The sequence below is a fragment of the Bacteroides propionicifaciens DSM 19291 = JCM 14649 genome (assembly GCF_000375405.1).
GTDB classification, from domain to species: domain Bacteria; phylum Bacteroidota; class Bacteroidia; order Bacteroidales; family Bacteroidaceae; genus Bacteroides_E; species Bacteroides_E propionicifaciens.
This window is the reverse complement of record NZ_AQWS01000018.1, coordinates 23,998-44,270: the sequence shown is the minus strand read 5'-3', so window position 1 is coordinate 44,270 and position 20,273 is coordinate 23,998. Positions and strand designations below refer to the sequence as shown.

The 20,273-nt window shown below is 42.7% G+C and carries 12 protein-coding genes and 2 pseudogenes; 2 read left to right on the top strand and 12 right to left on the bottom strand.

Going from position 1 to position 20,273, the window contains the following annotated elements; all coding sequences use genetic code 11:
- Positions 1-32: 32 nt before the first annotated feature.
- On the top strand, positions 33-1,565 hold the full coding sequence (locus B091_RS0107040) for an IS5 family transposase (protein ID WP_025069527.1): 1,533 nt from the start codon (positions 33-35) through the stop codon (positions 1,563-1,565).
- A gap of 25 nt (positions 1,566-1,590) precedes the next feature.
- Here B091_RS0107040 and B091_RS0107035 read toward each other — a convergent pair whose 3' ends face one another.
- From B091_RS0107035 to B091_RS0107020, 4 genes are read right to left on the bottom strand one after another with little or no spacing between them, the layout of a single operon-like run.
- Entirely contained in the window at positions 1,591-1,899 is a 309-nt protein-coding gene (locus B091_RS0107035; RefSeq protein WP_018109306.1) for a helix-turn-helix domain-containing protein, read from the bottom strand.
- Positions 1,887-3,953 (bottom strand): bifunctional DNA primase/helicase, encoded by a 2,067-nt coding sequence (locus tag B091_RS0107030; RefSeq protein ID WP_018109305.1) that lies wholly within the window; start codon positions 3,951-3,953, stop codon positions 1,887-1,889. The genes B091_RS0107035 and B091_RS0107030 overlap by 13 nt, the downstream gene beginning before the upstream one ends.
- Entirely contained in the window at positions 3,950-4,330 is a 381-nt protein-coding gene (locus B091_RS0107025) for a hypothetical protein (protein WP_018109304.1), read from the bottom strand. The genes B091_RS0107030 and B091_RS0107025 overlap by 4 nt, the downstream gene beginning before the upstream one ends.
- Entirely contained in the window at positions 4,321-4,668 is a 348-nt protein-coding gene (locus B091_RS0107020) for a helix-turn-helix domain-containing protein (protein ID WP_018109303.1), read from the bottom strand. Before B091_RS0107020 ends, B091_RS0107025 begins: the two co-directional genes overlap by 10 nt.
- Before the next feature lie 767 nt (positions 4,669-5,435).
- Here B091_RS0107020 and B091_RS12985 point away from each other — a divergent pair.
- Positions 5,436-5,663 (top strand): annotated as a pseudogene (locus tag B091_RS12985) (Arm DNA-binding domain-containing protein); the annotation flags it as partial.
- Between the two features lie 174 nt (positions 5,664-5,837).
- Here the strand turns inward: B091_RS12985 and B091_RS12605 are convergent.
- From B091_RS12605 to brxC, 8 genes and pseudogenes are all read right to left on the bottom strand, one after another.
- Positions 5,838-7,271 (bottom strand): annotated as a pseudogene (locus B091_RS12605) (toprim domain-containing protein); the annotation flags it as partial.
- Positions 7,234-7,593, bottom strand: a complete 360-nt coding sequence (locus tag B091_RS0107010; RefSeq protein WP_025069528.1) for a helix-turn-helix domain-containing protein — start codon at positions 7,591-7,593, stop codon at positions 7,234-7,236. The gene B091_RS0107010 and the pseudogene B091_RS12605, both read right to left, overlap by 38 nt.
- A gap of 120 nt (positions 7,594-7,713) precedes the next feature.
- The gene (locus B091_RS0107005) at positions 7,714-8,082 is read right to left on the bottom strand and encodes a hypothetical protein (RefSeq protein ID WP_034525100.1); all 369 of its coding nucleotides are present in this window, start codon (positions 8,080-8,082) and stop codon (positions 7,714-7,716) included.
- Positions 8,083-8,125: 43 nt separating this feature from the next.
- Positions 8,126-8,353, bottom strand: coding sequence for a hypothetical protein (locus tag B091_RS0107000; protein ID WP_025069529.1), 228 nt, complete (start codon positions 8,351-8,353; stop codon positions 8,126-8,128).
- A 97-nt stretch (positions 8,354-8,450) separates the two neighbouring features.
- Positions 8,451-10,496 (bottom strand): BREX system Lon protease-like protein BrxL, encoded by a 2,046-nt coding sequence (gene brxL / locus B091_RS0106995; protein WP_018109298.1) that lies wholly within the window; start codon positions 10,494-10,496, stop codon positions 8,451-8,453.
- Positions 10,497-10,528: 32 nt separating this feature from the next.
- On the bottom strand, positions 10,529-13,066 hold the full coding sequence (gene pglZ, locus B091_RS0106990; protein ID WP_025069531.1) for a BREX-1 system phosphatase PglZ type A: 2,538 nt from the start codon (positions 13,064-13,066) through the stop codon (positions 10,529-10,531).
- A 52-nt stretch (positions 13,067-13,118) separates the two neighbouring features.
- Positions 13,119-16,655 carry a BREX-1 system adenine-specific DNA-methyltransferase PglX gene (gene pglX, locus B091_RS0106985; protein ID WP_018109296.1) on the bottom strand — a complete coding sequence of 1,179 codons (3,537 nt, stop codon included), beginning with the start codon at positions 16,653-16,655 and terminating at the stop codon, positions 13,119-13,121.
- Between the two features lie 8 nt (positions 16,656-16,663).
- Positions 16,664-20,272: a BREX system P-loop protein BrxC gene (gene brxC, locus B091_RS0106980; protein ID WP_018109295.1), complete on the bottom strand. Its 3,609-nt coding sequence runs from the start codon at positions 20,270-20,272 to the stop codon at positions 16,664-16,666.
- Position 20,273: the final 1 nt, after the last annotated feature.

Sequence of the window (20,273 nt, the reverse complement as noted above, 5' to 3'; positions counted from 1 at the left end):
GAGTACCTTTGGGTGTTAAAACTGACAAGCAGATGAGATTTAAGCCAATATACAAGCAGTTGACCATCGACGGTTTCAGGTCCTCCCTTGATGGGTTGGACAAGAACAACCGTTGGGTTTGGCTGGGCGACCATCTCCCGTGGGAAGAGTACGAGAAGCAGTACGGTAAGACACTCAACAACCAGACGGTAGGAGCTAGTGCCAAGCCTGCCCGCATGGTGATAGGTGCCCTGATCGTTAAGCATATCACCCGTCTGTCCGACCAGGACACCATCGAGATGATCCAGGAGAATCCCTACATGCAGTATCTCTGCGGACTTGGGGAGTTCACTGACCAGCCGATATTTGAGTCCTCCCTTTTCGTTGACCTGCGCAAGCGCATCAGCGACGATGACATCAACAAGATGACCGAGGCTCTTTTGAAGCGTGAGCAACAGATGAAGGAAGAGATGCGTAAGCACAAGGAGGACGAAGCCAGGGATCGCGGTGAAGAACCGCCAGCCGCTCCCATCGTAGACGAGAATGCAGCAGCCTTCACAGACAGCAAAGGACGTGAGCACAAAGGTGTACTGAAGATTGACGCGACATGTGCTGATGCCGAGGTTCGTTATCCAGTAGATGTGGATATTATTGATGACGGATGCCGTGTCATTGACCGCTTCATCCGGCGTATCTGCAAGGCGGCAGGCATCTCCGTTCCCTATACTTATTATGGTAAGGCGAGGAACGCCTACAGATACCTGGTGAAGATGAAGAAGAGGGGCGGCAAGCTGGTGAAGGACACCATCGAGCAGATGCTCTGTTGCCTGCACAGGAACATCCTCACGCTGATAGACCTCACCGCAGGTGGGTTCCGTTACCGCCTTGACTGCCTGCGCAAAGACCAGCGTAGGATTCTGGATGCCACGATGAAGATGTACTTCCAGCAGGAGCAGATGTTCCGCACAGGCGAGCATAGCTGCAAAGACAGGATAGTGAGCATCTTCCAGCCCCATGTACGCCCCATTGTCCGGGGAAAGGCTTCTGCAAATGTGGAGTTCGGCGCCAAGATCGGTGTCAGCATCGTAGAGGGCTATAACTTCATCGACCACCACAGCTGGGATGCCTACAACGAGGGTGCTGACCTCCAACTCCAAATCGACAAATACCAGGAGCGATTCGGCTGTCTTCCTGCCACCATCCTTGCAGACAAAATCTATATGAACAAGGCAAACAGAGCCGTACTCAAAGATCTGGAAATCAGAAACTACTGCAAACCACTTGGACGGCCTCCCAAGGAACCGCCCAATCCTGAGAGGCAGGCCCTGATGGCCAAGGCCGTGGGACAGAGGAATGAGATCGAATGCTCGTTCGGTACAGGCAAGAGAGTATATCAAGCCAACGACATTAGAGCCAAGCTCCCCGAAACCGCAGAATGCTGGACTGGGATGTGCTACTTCGCCAAGAATGTGATGAAGTTCTTCAGGGGGCTTTGTCATACCTTGTACGATTTATTGAGATTTTTAACCTTGGTGGCCTTCTGGAGGGTCGGGCTGAGACCTGTCCGTCTGGTGGCCGTCAATTAATCAGTGAACACTAATTAGAAATCAATTACCAACCATCTCGTTTCCGCACCATTTCATCTATTTCTTCCCGAAGGAAAAGTAACCTGCCATTGGCTTTAAGATAAGGGATTTTCCCAGCCCAAACCCAGTTGTAAATGGTTTTTTGCTCCACTTTCAAAATTTTGGATACATCTATGATGTCCAGATATTCGGGTTTCAAGGGTGGACGGACATTTGTATCGACGGATTGCTCTTGCAGGACAAGCAGGCGGTCGAGTTTGTCCTCGACGCTCATCAGCTTGTCGAACAGGCGTTTCTGCCAAGTATCTTCTGTATTGTAGTCTATGTACGGCATAGTTCTCCTTTTTGATAGTTACCATTGGTATCCTGTGCCAAGATACGCTGTTCTTTCATGTAGGCGATGTATTTCTTCGCGGTCCTGTCCTTGATTTCCATCTCCCGCATCAGAACCTCACAAAGCTCTTGGTAAGTGAGCTTGGAAGAATTTCGGAAAGCCTCTCTGACAACACCAATAAGTTCATCGGTCTTGCGCTTTTCCTTGTCCTCCTTGGATTTCTCACCGCGATAGACGTGCATATCCTCAGCCTTATCCCAGCCGAAAAGCATCATCGGTACGTCCAACGGACTTCCGTCACGGACTTTCAATGCCTTTACAACCGAGTATTCGGGATTGTCATCTTTCTCTATGGAGAGAATACCTGCTGCCTTGCGCTGAAGCTCCGAACCGATGTGCCCACGGAGTTTGATGCCATTCGGTACGAAGTGTAGCACGCAGATAATGCAGGTATTATAAATCCCTGCCAAGCGGTAAAGTTCATCCACAATGGCTATGCTCTCCGTTTCATCATTGGCGGAACGTATCAGGTCGGCTATGCCGTCAATTACCACGAGGTGGATACCTCCATGCTTGTGATGGAACAAGTCCATACTCTCGCGGATCAGCTTCAGCCTGTCCTTGCGGGACAGAGAGGCGAGGTACAGGGAATGGTAAAAGTCCGGTACTGCCGTCAATGAAGCCCGGCGCAGCGTCTTGCCCAAATTCTTGTGGAGCTGTGCCTCGGACTGCTCCGTGTCATAGTGCAGGACTGCCAAACCTTTGGGGTTGGCGGTAATCTCCAATCCCAAGGTTCTTTCTATTGGCAGCCGTTCTTCTCCCAATGCTCCGGCAAGAATCGCACCCACATAGTTACTCTTGCCCGTGCCCTCACCTCCGGTGATACAGAACAGGTTATCCTGCGTGCCGAGTGGCACACTGTTTACCGCCACTACTGACTTGGAAATATCCGGCGGGTTTTCATAATCAATTTCACAAGAGCGAAGCATCATCATGGTTTGGCTGTATAGGTCTGTAAACATCTTGGCAAGCAGTTCTTTCAGTTCTTTCGCTCCATTACCCAAGGCAAAGAAATCAGAAATGTCTTTTTCAGAATTCGTGCCACTTAGCGGAAGTGAAAGGTTCAGCACCTTGAACTCCGCTAGATGTTCTGCTTGCCTGTGACTCTCACGTACACCTGTCTCGTCGGCATCATACAGAAGTATGATGTGCCGGAAGCGAAGCTGAAGGCTCTCAATGATGCTTGTCGGTATCTGTGCCGTTTCACTGTTGAAGCAGATGGCATTGAACCCGTGTGCATACAACGAGAGCACATCCTTTTCTCCGCCTGTAATGAAGAGCATGTCTCCTTTGGTGGGAATCTGCTCCATACCGAAGCAATAAGTGACAGGCATCCGTCCGCCATAGAGAAAGCGGATTTTTGGACTGTGGGGGCGGTATATCTTGACATAGCCGTTTCCGATATAGGCAAACATAGGTTCCGTAGGTGAACCATAAAGTTCAAACTTCTTGCCTTCAGCAGATACACTTTCATAGCGTTTAAGACTCCGTACACGAAAGCGTCGGAGTGTATCCTCATGGATGCCATAATGCGCCCAATAGTTCAGCAGCCCATTGTCGAATGGCTGTATCTCGAAACTATATGGGCGTTCTTCGGTACTTTTAGCAATATCAGCCTTAGAGTTGGAAACAATCGGACTTTTATGGGTTGGTGCTGCACACTTGCCCTTGCTACACCTCTCATCGTCATACAAGGAATACAGTCCAAGTTCTTGGACGATGATTTTCAAGACTTCTGGAAAATCGGTTTTCAGATTTAAGCCTCGCAGGGTTGCCACAAACCAGAAACAGTCTCCCGAATAGGTGGTATCCCCATGATCATAGAACTTATAGGAAGAAGTTTTCCTATCATAGTAGATATGGCATGAAGCCCGCCTGTCGTCATAGAATGGGCTGCGGAAGTTTCGGTGAATGTTCACTTCAAAGCCAAGGAAATGTGAAAACACATTCAAACCTCCTTGTGTAAGTAAAAGAATCTGTTCCTTATCTATCATAGTTGTCGGTTTTTAGGATTAAGGCATGAACTCATGATGAGATTGTCCTTGAAACGGTTGAGCCGACCAAGAACCTCATCATTCCTCATGCCGGAGACACGGAGGCGGTTGCATTTCGTGGCTATCACGATAGACTTGAAGAAGTAGCGCACGTCGCCACTCTCCGTGTAGCGATAACGCACCAACTGTTTCTTACGCCAGCGGTAAAGGGTGGACTCTGAAACATTCAGAGTCCCGATAAGGTCTTTCGTAGTCATCTCCAGCTCATCATCTATATCCTGAATAAGACGGGAGGTACGCTCGACATACTGCTCAATTCGGTTGAGCCTGTCTATCAAATCCTGATAGGCCTGGCTTTCTACTGCGATTATTTCCATCTTTTCAACTTGGTGTTTTTAATTGCTATGTCCATCCCTAACTTCGCTAGATATTGCATGAGTGAGTTATAGGTATCTTGCGTATATACTTCAACGTACACCTCAGCGATAGGTCTGGGCGAGTCTTCTCCGTTGCTTGCGAGAAATGCAAACATCTCATATACATCTATCTCCAAAGCGGAGGCATAGCTCTCTATTTGGAGAAAAGTCATTGTAATCTGACCAGACTCCCATCGGGATATTGTACTTTCATCAACTCCCAACTTTTCAGCCAGATACGCTTGTTTCAGACATTTGTTCAGTCTCTCATTTCTAAGAAATTCCAGTAACCTTTTCATAGATATAAAGTTATAGAGACATCTCGGCACGAGCAACCCGTCACACGCAAGTTTATGTACCCTCTGCAAGTAGTCATGCTTCAGATGCAATTATTTGTTTGGTGGCGGATGCAAAGGGCATCTATATATAAATTGACGATCTATCGTGAATCATATTGGGAAGTATTAAAATTTCAATCGTCTGCCACATAGACAAAATCCCTCCAGTGCAAGGTGCAAGACCCTTTATATATAAGGGCTTGCACCTTGCACTGGAAAGTGTAGCAGTAAAATCTCTAAATATTTATGGCACAAAGATTTGGAGGTTGGTACAATTTTATATACCTTTGTACCCAAGAAAAGAGAGCGGTCGTGCTTTCAAAAGGTGGTCAGAATGGTAGTCATTAAGCAGTCAAAGTACTGCTACAAAAATGCTACACAGATGATTTATCAAAATACATAGAAGATTTATATACAACGAGATACGAGAGTTTGGTTCACAAACCTCTCTCTCCGCTGGAAGGCAAAGCCAAGAGCAGCCAAAAAGTAGACAAACCCTACAAGTTCAATGACTTGTAGGGTTTTTTGCTTCTATACAGTCCAGTGAAAAAGACAGGAAAATGCCAAAAAGGGACATACTTTGCGCTCTAAATCGTACCCCTTTTGGAATTTTTTAAAAAGGGGTACGAATTGTCCAAAATTGGCAGTCTGTTGTCTGGATTTGGCAGCATTGCACAATACTCAAATTGAGATAGTTAAACTAAGTTTGTAACATTAAAATTTGAGTTATGAGAAGTACATTTAGAGTGCTCTTTTTTCTGAAAAGAGATAAGACAAAAGCAAATGGCCATACCCCTATTTTCTGTCGAATAACTATCGACAAGCAAGAAGCACGGTTTGGCATTAAAAAAGATGTTGATCCTGCAATTTGGGAAGTGAAGGCAGGGAGAGCAGTTGGACGAACAAGCGAGGTCGTTGAAATCAATTCTATCATTGACAAAACCAAATCCGCTTTATTTAATGTATATAATGAACTTTTGCTGAGTGATGCGAACGTTACTGCAGAAAAAGTGAAGAATTACTTTCTTGGCGGAACAACAAACGCTCACAATCTACTTGAACAATTTACCCGTCACAATGAAGATGTTGAGCGACTCATTGGCATTAGTAAGTCGAAAGCGACTTATCAGAAGTATGAAGTGCAGTCGTTCTTTTCGAGACATTCCTGTAAGGGAAAACGCCCGCAGTTCTTCCGGCTTTTCGTTCAATTTGGCACGTTTCAAGAGATTGGAAACATTCTTAAAGAGTTGCACTTCGGATTGTTCTGTATCATAAAGCAGAACGGCTTTACTGTCAGAGTTGTTACGGACATTCATGCCCAAGGTGTCAATGGTGCGATTATCTTTGACTATCGAACCTGCAATCAGGGCAGCAACATAATTACTTTTCCCTGTTCCCTCTCCACCAGTGATACAAAGAATATTTCCTTGCGTACCAAGTGGCACATCTCCGGCGGAAATAACTTCTTCGGCTTTTGCGGGAGGATTGTTGAAATCAATTTCACAGGATTTTAGCATGGTCATTGTTTCGTTATATAAATTGTCAAGAAAGTCGATGAATAGTTGTCGGAACTCCTTTCGGTTATTTCCTTTGCTGAAATAATCGGTTATATCTTTGTCTTTTTTCTCTCCTGAAATTGGCAATAAAAGCCGTTTTACACCATATTCCACCAATGCTTTTTCATGTCTGATTGCGGCTTCTATTCCTGTTTTGTCTGCATCATAAAGCAGTACAATATGCTTAAAGCGGAAAGTGAGTTTATAGATTATTCCTGTCGGAATAGTGGAAGTCTCGCTGTTGAAGCAAATTGCATGGAAGCCGTGAGCAGCTAATGTCATCACATCTTTTTCTCCGCCGGTAATGAACAGCGTATCTCCTTTGGCAGGTAATTGTTCCAGTCCAAAGCAATAGTTATCTCCTATATTACCACCATATAGGAAGCGAACTTCCGAAAACGGTCGGTAGATTTTCACATACCGTTTACCCATATATCCGAAAATCGGTTCGCTTTCGGAAGAAGTATAGTAAAATGGTTTTCCTTCTTTATTCTCACTTCTAAACTCTTTCAGAGATACGGCTTTGTATTGTTTCAATACTTCGGGAGTGATACCTGACTGCATCCAAAAATCCAGTTCTTTTTGAGAGAATTTCTGTTGTATGACATTGTAAGGTTTGTTTTTAGGTGGTTCAGGAGGAGTCGGATTACTCTTTTGCGGGATAGAATGTGGTATATGACTTCTATAATCTGAACTGTCTAACCCTAAAGACAAATCACTATTTATAGTTTTCAGTATTTCCACGAAATCAGTACCATTGCCACAATCCAATCCTTTTAGCTTACCAACATAGAAAAAGCAATCGCCGCTATAATCATCGTTGCCGAAGTCTTTGATTTTGTAAACTCCATTGCGACGATCAAAATACACATTACACGATGCCTTGCGGTCTTCATACAAAGGATTGAGAAAATTACGTCCGGTTTTCCACTGCACAGACGAAATGTAGTGTTTGAATACGTCCAAACCGTTATTTGTCCGTCTTAATAATTCGTCTTTGTTGAGCATGGAGTTGATGATTTTTTATTAGGTCATTCATACATTCATCGGTACTGCGGATTCTCTTTTCGGAGAGCATTCGTTTAATTTCCGCAATAGTGTAATATGATTTGCCGGAAATAATGGAATAAGAAATCAGCCGCTTACTGCGTAAGCGTTGGAGTGTGCGTTCGCTGATTTTCAGAAAAGTGCATACTTCGTAACTATCCACCCACATTTCATCAGGGTTGGCAGTGTCATCATCTTGATGATCGACAACGAACTTTGCTATTGCGTTGATTTTAGATACCAGCTCTTTGTATGCTTGGCTGTCTATTGTTATGACTTCCATAATTGCAACTTGTTGATTCGCTGCAAAGGTCTGGAAAAGAATCATATAAAAACAGAGGGAGTAGTTAACTACTCCCCGAAAACGGAATTGCATTTCGCTGTTATTCAAAGAAATACAAAATCATTCTTGTTCATTTTCTTTCAGACGCTTGGTTTTCCTCGCTCGTTCCAAAACGCCTTTAAGAAAATTCAATGACTTAGTCAAATTGCAAGGCTTTCGATTATAGACTTCTGCTTGTTTATCATATATGTTCCCAAAACTGAAGTTAAAAACATATTCGAAAGCTTTTGCCAGTTGTATTAAAGAAGCCGGATTGCCATTTCTGTCTTTAACTTCTTTAGACAGGAAAATGCTCACTACTAATTCGGCTATGCCAATAATACCCAATCCTTTTGCTTTCGGCGTTATATAAAGATTAAACTTAAAAGCACTTTCTTCTGTTTTGGGAAAGCTTTCAGGATATTGTATTTTTAGTTTCAGTAAATCCATTTCAGCATTTAGAAAGCTTAAGGCCTTTTGAATGTAGTTGGATTTAACCACACCCCCCCCCAGACTCGAGTAGTGGCGATATTTTCAATGAATCTAACTCAATGCGGGAGTGATTCAATAGACGAAACACTTTCGAGTAATCTTCTTCAGAACTACTAATCTCTGTAAATTCTTTAATAAATGCATCATAAGCAACTTGAATCTCTTGCATAGACACTTGCGAAGGTTCAGACAATAGTCTAAAAAACTTCTGGTTCAATAATCCATTCATAGGCATATTTTTTTAAGTGTTACAAAATATAATATAGACCGAAGTCCTTAATATGCATCTAATAATATGGTATTGTAAAAAACAAGTTCTTTTTTGTCTACTCCTTATTATAAGCAATTATAAACTCTTTACATTTTCGCTTTTCTTGGCGCGATGCTGCGACAGAATAAGGATTGTATTTTTCAAAAATATCTAATCCTCTACCCAATGTAATCGTCCAGCCAGTATCTGTTCTGATACAACGATCGTGAAAATCCCTAAACTTATACTCAAAGGTTATTCCATATCCGGCAAGATCATCTTTAATATCATCCAAGCGGTCAATTAAATCCGGGAGTTTTTCATCTTCCTCGTTGGTTATTAATGTTAATTTCAAGTCATCAACTGGCCTGGTATCTACAAGCATGGTTGCAAATTCTACAAAGTTTCGAATCTGCCATGGTGCACGGATATAGGGATCTTCAATCGTAATTTCATTTGCTTTTTCGAGATATGCTGCAAAGAGCTTTTCATAAGAAGCTCCCGTTTGTCCCATGCGAAAAGACAAACTCTTCTCTTGAAGGACAGCGATGCGATTACGCTTTGTTTTTTCTGTATCAGAAGGTTCTAATTGAGATCTGGGTTCCTCTCCTTTGTTCATTGGTATTACATCAGCATCATCTAAGGTGTTGCTTACAGGAATAGCTGAAGGAGTTATACCATTGCTAATATTTTCCAAGGTTTCTACAAATACCTCGTTCCCATTTTTCAAGTTGAGATATTTGAAAGAAGCTGGTTCTGCTCTAAACGTTTCATCAATAATATATAATTGATCTTTTACACGCTTTCTACTTTCCGCCGCAAAATCGACCAACTCGAATGCCTCTTCACTCGTTATATTCCCATCGGGATATAGAATTTTAAGCATTCCGGAGAATGTTTTGCGGATAGCCAAATGATCACGCTCCGATAGCGACGGATCAAATTTTGCATAATCCTTCAATAGACTGGTTAAATCCTTGTTACGAAGTTCATGCAATACGGCAGCAATATAGTCCGTGATTAAACCATAACCGGTAGAGAAACTCTCTTTCTTCAACATACGAATCTCCCATCCCGGATTATAAAGGTGGATTCTATCTAAAAAAGCACCCTTGATAAAAGAAGTTGGTATCGACTCAAACAAATGCGAGTTTTTCAACATATAAGGTACGGTATGTTTTGTATTTCCTACAAAAGTCATTGATGCAGATGCCTCGTGGGTCGCTTTTCCTCTATTGAATGATTTATTTGCCAAATAGTTTTGCATGGTATCAATCAATACGGCATCTACGTTTCGTCCTTTTTGTTGTTCAAACTCGTCCCAAGCCACCACGTCCCAATAGCCAACCAACCCCAATATCTCCCTGTTTCCTTGCATTTTTACAAATAGTCGGGCACTTGTTACATCGCCGCCACTTATAAGCACTCCATAAGGCGATAGCTCTTGAAAAACATGAGACTTCCCAGTTCCTTTCGGTCCGAGCTCCATAAAATTGAAGTTGCTTTCGACATGAGGAAGTAAACGAGCAAGTGAAATAAATTTCTCCCGACGATTCAACATTTCAGGATTTAATCCGATCGTATGAATCATAAAATCAAGCCATTCGTCTGTCGTAAAATTCTTACGTTGTTCAATATATTCTTGCAAGTCTATATTTGAAATTTGAATTGGCTTCAGTGTTTGTATCTCCCAGCGAACTTTTATATCTTCCCCGTGAATATAACCAAGAGTGACTATGCACCATACGCCATTACCGGAAAGTAATTTGGGATTTGAGTTTACATATTGCGTGCCGATAGGCACATTCGTTAATCCAAGATTGGCAAACGAGGCTTGGTACTCATCCGATTTTTCATTGAGAACTGCCGTCACCTTATCGATAATGCGGTACCTCCCGGCTTCTCGAATATTCCCTTTTACAGATTCAGCATCTGCTCGATGAACGTAATTGTTTTGAATCACTTCTTTGACCTTTTCAAGCCCTATCTCAATGGCCTCTTCGTCATCATTGGCGCAGTATTGACCCAGTAGATATTCCAATACATAGGTCGGCACAGGAAGACCACCCTTCACAAGAAATGCTAAATCTTTGCGAACCACCTTTCCGGAGAAAGAATTCATTATTTTTTGCTGTAATGTCATATTTCCGTGAATTAAAAATCTTGTTCAATCATCGTATTATTTTTTACCGTTTCCCGTATGATGGGATTGAGCATATCTTCTTCATCGTAGATGCGAAGTTGCAACATAGTCGAAGTTGTCGATTTGTTGAGTATCAACGTAATATCATATACCCGGTTATTCAAATTGATGGAATCTGTGCTGTTTAATGTTACTCTTTTACTTTCAGTCACCAAATCATCTCCATTATACACACCACAAATAATTGTTCGTTCTTTTACATTCATCGACACCGCTTCCGATTGAATCAGTTGAAACTTCAATCTACTGGATACCATCGAAAGATTAGGGTTCATCAGAGCAACATTAACCTTCTCCGTCTTATCTACCTTGCGCAATTTAGAGTGAATAACAGGGATGATCATCTCTTGAAGCGTTGCGCCTCCATGAGCGAAATTATACCCACCCGGAGCTGCCAACCGATTTGTTCCGAGCGGAACGGCTATTTGAACGGCTTCTTTGGATGACATACCCGATGCCGATTGTAACGGGAATTTCGCAATCCCATCGATTGCTTGTTGGCTATTGGTCAGATAATATCGTGTTTTCTTCTCTATGCAATCGTCTTTTATCGAATGCTTATCCTTCTCTTCAAAATGAATATCATTATAGATAAACCCATGGTCAGCAGTCAGCATCACATAGTTTACATTCCACGAAGCATGGAGGCGATTTATCAGAACCGCTAATTGTTGGATCGCTTTCCGACAGTCAGCTATAACCTCAAATGGACTCTGCGAATGGCTCGCTTCATCAATCGTATTATGAAAAATATAGACCAATGGGCGTTTGAACAATGTCCTGTTTGATTGTAGGTCCGCATTCATTACCTCCTCATAATTCACGCAAATAGCATTTTCTTTATAGTTTGCCAAATGAGCTGTACGTTCCGGAATACCCGGTAACAGCTTACCATCTACCAGCAAATCATTTCCCTGCCATTCCAACGTACGGTGCGGCAACAAGGCGGGTTTGCAATACTTGGTTTCGGTAGGCAACATTGCCCGATAGGCTGAGAGCGTAGCAACATGCTTCTCCTTCGCCAACTCTTCCATCAATTCGGCAGCCACTTCGTAGCGTAGTGCATCCGACACAATCACCACCTGTTTGTAGGAAGCATCGTATTCATTGGCATAGAAATCTTCCTGACGTTTTAGTGATAGACTGTTGAAACCATCTTCCTGTTCCGTTATGCAACTCATCCATTCCAAATTGAAGATATTGACAATCTTGGCATATTCTTGGTCGAGTTGCTGCTTTGCCTTATAGAGTGCCTGATCGATGGGGATTTCTTTTGTTATCAACTCATGGTAAGCCTCCAAGGCTCGGCGATAGCACATATCTATCGAATAGAACTCATTCAAATACTTTTGAATGTATGCCTCCGGTGAGTTAAGTTTCAACGTCCCAATGATGCGTGCTTTTTCGTAATAGAGAGCCATCTGTTCTACAAAGCGAAATACAATCTGAATGACCGATTGTTCCGGGAGTTTTAAGCTTAATTCCCGTATATGCTCATTCACTTTCATCGGTTCGGCAATCAGCTCCGCTTTTATCATTCCTTCGATGATAGGCCAGCAGAGTGTTTCGGTCATATAAAAATAAGGAGCATCTATTCCGTACACCTTAATGATCTCTTCCTCTTTGATACCTGCTGCCAGGGTGATCATCGCTTGATTGAATCTATCTGACAATAAACGATCTTGTGTGCCTTTTTCGTAAATTTTGTTTAGCTGAATGAGCTTGCCTGAGTTGGTTACCTTGTATTGCTTATAGTTGTCTGCTGAAGAGCTGTCAAGTAGCTGTGTCATAGAGTTGTATTTCAAACTTTCGGCAACCTCTTTCATTTTTGTCTCAGAATTTCGATCGTACGAGAACCCAAAGAGAGCGGTCAGCTTATTGTCAATGGCTTTCTTAGCATCTAAATTCTTTTCTATGCGGCGAAAGAGGTCGATATGTTTTTTCTCTTCGCTGTTCGCTCCCGAAATAATCATTCGAACAATAATAGCATCCCATTCCAAGAGCTTCTTCTCGCCCAAATAGGAGGAGATGAACGCACGACATGCCAAATCTTCTGTAAAGGTATCGGCAGTAATTTGCCCGCTCAATATTGTGTTGATTTTTGAGGTCATCAACTCAGTTACATTGCGCTGAACAAACGAATTAAACTTTGGAGGCAAACCAAATTGCTGCATAAAGGAGGCGTAATCATCCTCTTTGTACTCCATATTCGCCATCAGCATATCTAAGAGCGGAAACTCTAATTGTGCGGCTTCGCTATGCGGGTAAGTGTTTTTAGGAAAAAGCAGCACTATTTTTTTATCTTTCCAATCATTCTCTATTGCATACTTGGTAGCAAACCACGTCCCATCAAAAACCTGATAAAGATATCCCTCTTTCCACTCCACCTCTTTTAGTTCTGTTTCGATGATATTCATTCGGTCGAAAACAAACAGTATATGAAGCTGCGGGTTTCTAACGAAGTAGTTGTATATTCTGTTTTGTACCATATCATTTATTCATTTATCTCCCAATCTCTTCCAAGATAGTCTTTCCCGTCGTTTACTTTATTTTTGCCAACACATCACCAAACTTCGCATAATTCACCACCACGCCATCATCGAGATCGAAAGCGATAGCTTGCTCGGCTACTACCTGCAGGCGTTCGTGGTATTCCACACATTCGGTATGAGCTTTGCGCAGGGCATCGAGCTTACGACTCTCACCTACCGATAGCTGGGCTGCGCGGCTTTCGAGGTCGGCAATTTTATTGTTCAGGTATTCAATATAAGGCAATAGGTATTTAGAGCGCACACGTTCTGCGGTATAGGCATCCATGCGGTGCATATAGCTAATTACCTTGAAGGCACCTTTTTTTGATGACCACAACCAATAGATAGGGCGGTTCTGATACATTTTCTTATGATTTTTCCAATACTCCTTATCGAGGTATTTCTCGATGGTGCTACCTAAGCATTGCTCCACAAAGTTTAAGTTTTCGGCAAGTGAATCATTGCCAAAGGCGATACGCACAAAATCGACAATACGATTCTGTAAGTTATCCTCGAAGGGGCACTCGTAGGGCAATACTGGAATGATACCATCATCATCTATGGTGAGCTTTTCGTCTCCGTAAGGATAGGTTACTATCTCCTCTTCTTTGGCATTAGGGTGGGCAATATATAATCCTGGCTTGTCGAGGCGATAACGTCCCATCCAGCAGCCGATGGCGTAAGAGATGAGTTGCTTGATTACTACATCGGCTTGGAACTGCAATGCTCCGTCTACTATCTTCACTTCGCCTTGTTGAAGAATAGTAATCTCTTCTAACGGAACATCGGGGGTAAGTTCGTCTTGCAAGCCGTAGATGTCGATAAATTGACGGTTGAGCTCTTCTTCGTTGGCGTGGAGCTGGTGGAACATAGTTGTCCACTTGGTTTTGTATTCTTGATAGAGTAATTCTAAGGAATAATAATTCATGGCAGGTTCATCGTTGATACTTGCTTGAATATTACCTAATCCTTCTTGGGATAGTGCAATAAGTTCATTGGTTTGGAAGTCCCAAGAGGTTTCGTGGGCGTCCCAGTCGAGGCGGGAGAAAGAAATAGATATATCAACAATGTTTTCAATATTTCCGACATTATCAAATAATATCGGAATTTTACTTAAACTTCCTGTTTGAGCAGCCAATGTAGGATTATACACAGCCATCGAATATGTGGACACCTTTGAGTTTAATAACCCTAAATAGTAATTATTCTGAGTTTTTGGTACTATTATTGACGTTGCATCTCCTACTAAAATTCCTTGTTGTATATATCGAGCAGTTATTCCATTAGAAGTAATTCTGTTATATCCAACACACTTTCTGAAATATAAATCTTCGTTGGGGATTATTGCTTTTCCGGTTGTTTTTATCGTATAACCATTGTTTCTCCAAAACAAAACACTATCTATATTCCCATACCAACGACGAGCATTTCCTCCACTCGTAAATCTAAACCATGTAAACGATGATTGCTTTAATTTCTCTAAATTTATTGTTTTTTCGATACAAGAATTAGATACTTCATGCCAAAAATGTATATATTTTACAACATCACCACATTGAATAGTTCTTCTTGGATGAGCAACGTCTCCTAATGTCTTTTTTTTAAGAGTTTCACAGAACGAAGATGAAACCCAATACCCAATCGGACTTCCCGGAATCTTGTTAAAGTTCTGTTGAGATACCTTCGTATAGCAATTCTCTCCTGCCAAAAACATCTCCTCTTTCGCTCTACAACTCTTTCCATCAATCAGTCGGTGGTATGTACCCCCTTGTTCTTGAGGCATATCCTTTGTAAACACAAAAGCCGTATTCTGCACCACCTCACCCGAAAGTTCATCGAATGTACGTGGTCCAAGGTGTAGCATATTGTCGAGATGATAATTAGTCAAGAATGTATGGCGTAGTTTCTCGAAAGACGAGAGAAACATCCAGCTCTGCATATTGATTTGTGCCTGCTTGCCATTCTTCTCCAATCGCTCCATACCCAAATACATAAAGACAGAGAACAAATCCGCTTTCCCCTCCTCATAATTCTTCTTCACATACTTACCTAACACCTCGTTCATATTTCCTCCCCCCATATAGGGTGGATTCATCACAATTGCCGCATACCTCTCCGTCAATGCCAATATCAGCTGTATATTTGGCAACATTTCTTCCACCTCTTCGGGCACAAAGCGTTCGTTCGCCCAATACTCCACCGCCTGCTTTAGGGCATAGCGCGTGGTGTCTGCTATATCAAACTTCATAATAGATCCCAATGAGTCGGCATCTTTCATCAGTTCGAAAGCTGTTTGCAGTTCTTCAACGATGGTTGGGGTTTCGCATCCATTAAAGAAGTGTGAGAGGGCAGTAGATAGGCTTCCGTTCTTGGCTTCGCTCCATGGCTTCGGCATGGTGAGTACCACAGGCAATAGCTTGGCATCCACATAGCTTCTATCTTTTTGGCACGCTTTCAATAACAAAGCAAAGATGGCCAGTTGCTGGGCGCGCTTGTCGAGGTCGATGCCTGTTAGGTTGTGGCGGAAAATATTTTCAATGGCTTCGCCGCGGGTATATCCTTCGGCAATGTAGAGGTCGTAAAGAATATCGAAACACTCGTTGAGGATGTGTCCCGAGCCACAAGCCAAGTCGGCAATGCGGAGTTCTGTCAGCTCATTATATCGGTATTTGCTTTCTTTGGGTGTAGGAGTGTCGGGATCTACCAAGTATTTCCATCTCTCCTTCATTGCCGTAGCGTGTGGATTGTTGTCGAGATAGATACGTCCCACGCTGTTTTCCACCATATACTTCACTATCCAGTTGGGGGTAAATATCTGTGTGGCGGCGGGTATCTCGTCTGCACTAAACTTCCCCTTCTTGGCAAACACCTCGTCTTTGCGTTCGGAGATGTAGAATTGATAGAGCCAACCAATAAGTTCGGGAGACCGGAAATCATCATCGGTGATAAACTCTGTATGGTTGAGCATATCCAAGAACCCGCCTTCCGCCAAAATATTGTTGGGCAACAATAATTCTGTATAGTCAGCGATAGCACCAAAACATTTCTCAATGATAGGATTTTGATGGCACCAAGCCGTGATTAATAAAGCGAACTGTTCGGTGGTTTTCGTATCGTCGTCCAATAGCTCCATCAGATGCTTGCGCTCCTCTTCGGTCATTTGGGGGATGCGCCCTCCCCGTGCTTCGTCAACAATGCGTGGGGTACGTGCTTCGTCGGCAAAGTCGAGAATAGGTTCTGCCAATCCGTTCTTTTGCAAGATGCGAATAGCCACCAGGCGGTTAAACCAAGTGTAGGCAGCCTCTTCGTATACTACGTTCATCCCTTTGTCTTGAATGCGGATATAGAGCGACATCCACTGGTGGAAAAATGTCTCCGTTTGAATCTGTCCCTTCCAAAGCGAACCGCCCTGTATCAAGGTAGGACGCATATTCTCTGCCACATCTCCTTTTTTTGTAAAACCCAGAGAAGCCATTTTCATTGCCACGCCCTCTTTTAATTTGTTGCGTGCTTCAATGGCAAATCTTTTTATTTGATTGGTATCCATGTTGTATCTTATTTAATAATCATTACCGAATGCCCCTCTTTTATCTGCTTCATTAATTGCTCCTTCAATTTAGCCAGATAGGCATCGACGTCGCTTTCTACATGCAGCGGTTTTATAGTGCGGGTTTGCAAACTGATATTTTTCACATGAGGCTCAGCCACTCTATTATCGTCGCCCTTGCCTGTATTAAGCGGATAAGGTTTTACAGGCTTTATCGCTCTCTGAATACGCTCTGCCTGTTCTGCGTAAAAGCTATCCGTATTGAGGTTGTTTTGCAGGGCAAGAATATTTTGAGGGGACGTTTTAACTTGGATGGTTGCCTCTTTATTTGAAAGAACCGACTTATCTACATTTTCTGCTTCGCAGCCACGTTCCAATAGTTCATAAGCATTGTTATACGCTTTAGTGATCTTCTCGCGCAGCTCTTTTTTCACCTCTCCCAATGCGGTGGTTAAGTTGGTGCGCATTTTCATATAATCACGGATACGGATAGGCCACGCTGCCGTTTCTATCTTACTAATCTCTACCACTTCTGGTTGCAATTGATCCGGCACAAAACGGAAATTATCGCTGTTTTCACGCACAAAATCACGAATGGATTTGTAGTTTGGTAGCTGATCGTTGATAAATTGGTTTACCTCTTTGCAGGTATCCATCATTGCGTGCGCTTTTTCTCGGTCGTTGATTACGGCGTTGAAGAATTTTTCAGGATCACGCTCTGTCATCCACTCATCAAAAAGTGCTGTCATCTCTCGAATAGGAGCGATAAATGGATATTGGGCGTGATTGTTTACTAAACGATTGTAGGCATCTCTACGCTTGGTGAGGCTACGTTCATTTCCATCTTCTCGACACATTCGGAAAAGTTGTGCACTGTCGTTTGTGGAAAAGACTTCCGTAACCCCGAATATATCTTTCCAACTCTCCATAAACCGATTGAGTATATCTTGTGAGATGGCAGTAGCCTCTCGAAGTGTGAATTTATTCGACTCACCTGCAATTTTATTCGCTACCGTCGCCAGTTCGACATTGGGGTTGTTGGCGTAGGAGTAATCCCTTCGGTGTCGGCGTACCAATTCGTTGATGACATATAAGGTGCAGATATTATCCCAACCGAAAGGAGCTTTGGCAAACTTGGCAAGCACTTCCGATACATTTACTTCGCCAAATTGCTTGCTTAAATAGTTTTCTACACGCTTTTCGGCAGTAGTCATTTCGGCACCCAGACCATCGTAATCACCCGGATTGACCGGGCGCAGTATAGCCTTACGCAATCCATCTGTTGTGCGAGGTATTTCCGGGTTGTCCACCAATACAGCATCGGTATAGATTGAAGATAAGTGTTTTTGTATGGCTGCCTCATAACGCTGCGTACCATATTTGGCTGAAAGTTCCGAATTGTCTATTACCGCCATACCGCTAATAACGGGACAACTATCTAATATCTTTTGAAACTCAGGAATAATATGAGAAGAGAGCACCTCCGCTGCACGTTTTTGAAACTCTTTGCGTGTGTTGGCGTTATCTTCATTCATAACGGGGGTCGCCATGTAGCGTTGCACCTGACAGAACCAATAGAAGTTATTGAATAAACGCTTGTTGGCTTGAAACTGTGGAGCGATATAAAAGATTAGTCGATTTTGTGCGCCATTTTGCAAGGCTAATTGGTCGGCATTATCCCAATCCGCATCCATCGCAAATTCAATTTGAACATCCGGATTGTTGGTAGTTAGAAAAAAACGTTGTTTTATAGTAACTCCGACAGAGAAAGAACGAGTTTTATACTGCTCTTTGTTTCGTAGATTTGAGAAATGTTTGAAAAAAATATCTTTGAGCTGTTCTGCTTGGGTGTTGGTGTCTACTTGCTGGGTCTTGATCAGCGTAGCTACGCGCATCTCCTCTTCCGAATAGAATTGATAGGTTTCGGGAGCACCCTGTTTGCTTTGTTCGCGTCGGATAATATTGTTGTCGCAAAGATAGTCGATCACTTTCTCTACATCGTTTTTAATATTCAAACGAGGAGTATCCACATCGTTTACCAATAGGCTAGTAATATTATCGAGCGTGGCGGGAAATACCAACTGGTCAGTTTGCGAAATATTACAAATCATAAAGAGCACATTTGCCACCCGTACAGCTAATTTGGGATTGGTCGAATAGGCACGTGCCATCTGGACGGCATTGTTCACCGCACGCTGGCCACGTGCTTGCAAGCCCTCTTCAAACATATTGTTGTACAGCTCATCGAAGGATATAAACTTACCCAAGTCAGCGTCCATGTTTGCCTTGGCAGTCGAGTGAATCACTTTGATAATGCTACGCTCATTCCCTTTTACCTCTTTCGCCACATAGCCTAAGTTCAAAAATGAGTTGAATACTTGCATAATCAGTTTGAACTGATAAGGTACAAACGGATAGTAAGCGATAAAGTCTTCTTTGGATTCATATCCCTTGTAGGTAGCGGGTAGTTTGAATTGTAAGTCGAACGAAGCTTTTGTTTGATTGTACAAATCGCCCAGATCGTCTATTACCTCCTCCTTTTTATCCAAGATACGTTTTTGGGTAATAACTTCGGGTTGTGTACCTTTGAGTGATACCTTTACTTCAAAACGTCCTTTAATTTTTCCCTCTTTATCTTTTTCTTCAACAATGTGGCAGTCGTCCATAATTTCGGAAAGATCCTGCTGTGCGGTACAAGCCACCCATACTTTATTGCCGCAGGACTCGGAAAGCTTCGTGATAATTTCCTGTAGATTCAGGTAGCGGTCTCTCTCTTTGTTAATAAACTGACTCACTTCGTCGGCTAAAAGGATGAGACGGTAATCATCGCCTTTGTCTTTCAGATAAGCAGCCAGTTCTCCTCCGAAACGCTCGATACTCATATTCGTATCGCGCTTAATGATTCGTTCACGGATACTCTCTTTATCTAAAGAAGGAGCTAACTCGGCAGCAATATCAAGAACCATAGATAGTTCATTGTCTATCATATCGGCAGCCATGCCAGGGTCATTCCAATCACCTCCCTCTTCGGCAATGCGTTGCTTGAAAGCCTCGAATACACCTTTCTCCGCCAATGGCTTCTCTAAGTGTTGAGCCATGGTAATGTTGAATTTATTGAATCCACGTTTACCATTAAATTCATTCCAAAAAACATGAAGAAAAGCCTTCTTTTTGTCGGTAGAATTATCGTAGGATGTTTCCAAATTGAAGATACAGGTGTCGATGGTTGCTCGTTTCAGCCAGTTCGCTATTGATTCTATATCCCGATAGTCAAATTGTAGATTATGCGTATCATCTAAAGGATCAATATCTTTTACCGCTTCGGTAAATCGGCTTAATGCAACTTCTTGTGTGTTGGGTGTGATGCAATAATCCAGATATTTCAAAAAGTGAGATTTCCCCGAACCATAATATCCATCGATCCAAATCCCGACGTGGTCATAGGGACGATTATTTTTAATGGCATCTAATATGCGGAAAAGTCCATTCATGATTTCGTCCGTAAAGACATATTCTTGTATTTCTACCCATTTTGTCTCTTCGTCGAACTTGGTTGCCGATACGGCAGGGTTTACTGCACGTTCAATAGGTTTGCTGTATATCTCTTTTAATTTCATG

Excerpts from the sequence above, each read along its gene's own strand:
- B091_RS0107040 (WP_025069527.1), top strand. The coding sequence starts at position 33 with ATGAGATTTAAGCCAATATACAAGCAGTTGACCATCGACGGTTTCAGG.
- B091_RS0107035 (WP_018109306.1), bottom strand. The coding sequence starts at position 1,899 with ATGCCGTACATAGACTACAATACAGAAGATACTTGGCAGAAACGCCTG.
- B091_RS0107030 (WP_018109305.1), bottom strand. The coding sequence starts at position 3,953 with ATGATAGATAAGGAACAGATTCTTTTACTTACACAAGGAGGTTTGAAT.
- B091_RS0107025 (WP_018109304.1), bottom strand. The coding sequence starts at position 4,330 with ATGGAAATAATCGCAGTAGAAAGCCAGGCCTATCAGGATTTGATAGAC.
- B091_RS0107020 (WP_018109303.1), bottom strand. The coding sequence starts at position 4,668 with ATGAAAAGGTTACTGGAATTTCTTAGAAATGAGAGACTGAACAAATGT.
- B091_RS0107010 (WP_025069528.1), bottom strand. The coding sequence starts at position 7,593 with ATGGAAGTCATAACAATAGACAGCCAAGCATACAAAGAGCTGGTATCT.
- B091_RS0107005 (WP_034525100.1), bottom strand. The coding sequence starts at position 8,082 with ATGGATTTACTGAAACTAAAAATACAATATCCTGAAAGCTTTCCCAAA.
- B091_RS0107000 (WP_025069529.1), bottom strand. The coding sequence starts at position 8,353 with ATGAATGGATTATTGAACCAGAAGTTTTTTAGACTATTGTCTGAACCT.
- brxL (WP_018109298.1), bottom strand. The coding sequence starts at position 10,496 with ATGAATTCTTTCTCCGGAAAGGTGGTTCGCAAAGATTTAGCATTTCTT.
- pglZ (WP_025069531.1), bottom strand. The coding sequence starts at position 13,066 with ATGGTACAAAACAGAATATACAACTACTTCGTTAGAAACCCGCAGCTT.
- pglX (WP_018109296.1), bottom strand. The coding sequence starts at position 16,655 with ATGGATACCAATCAAATAAAAAGATTTGCCATTGAAGCACGCAACAAA.
- brxC (WP_018109295.1), bottom strand. The coding sequence starts at position 20,272 with ATGAAATTAAAAGAGATATACAGCAAACCTATTGAACGTGCAGTAAAC.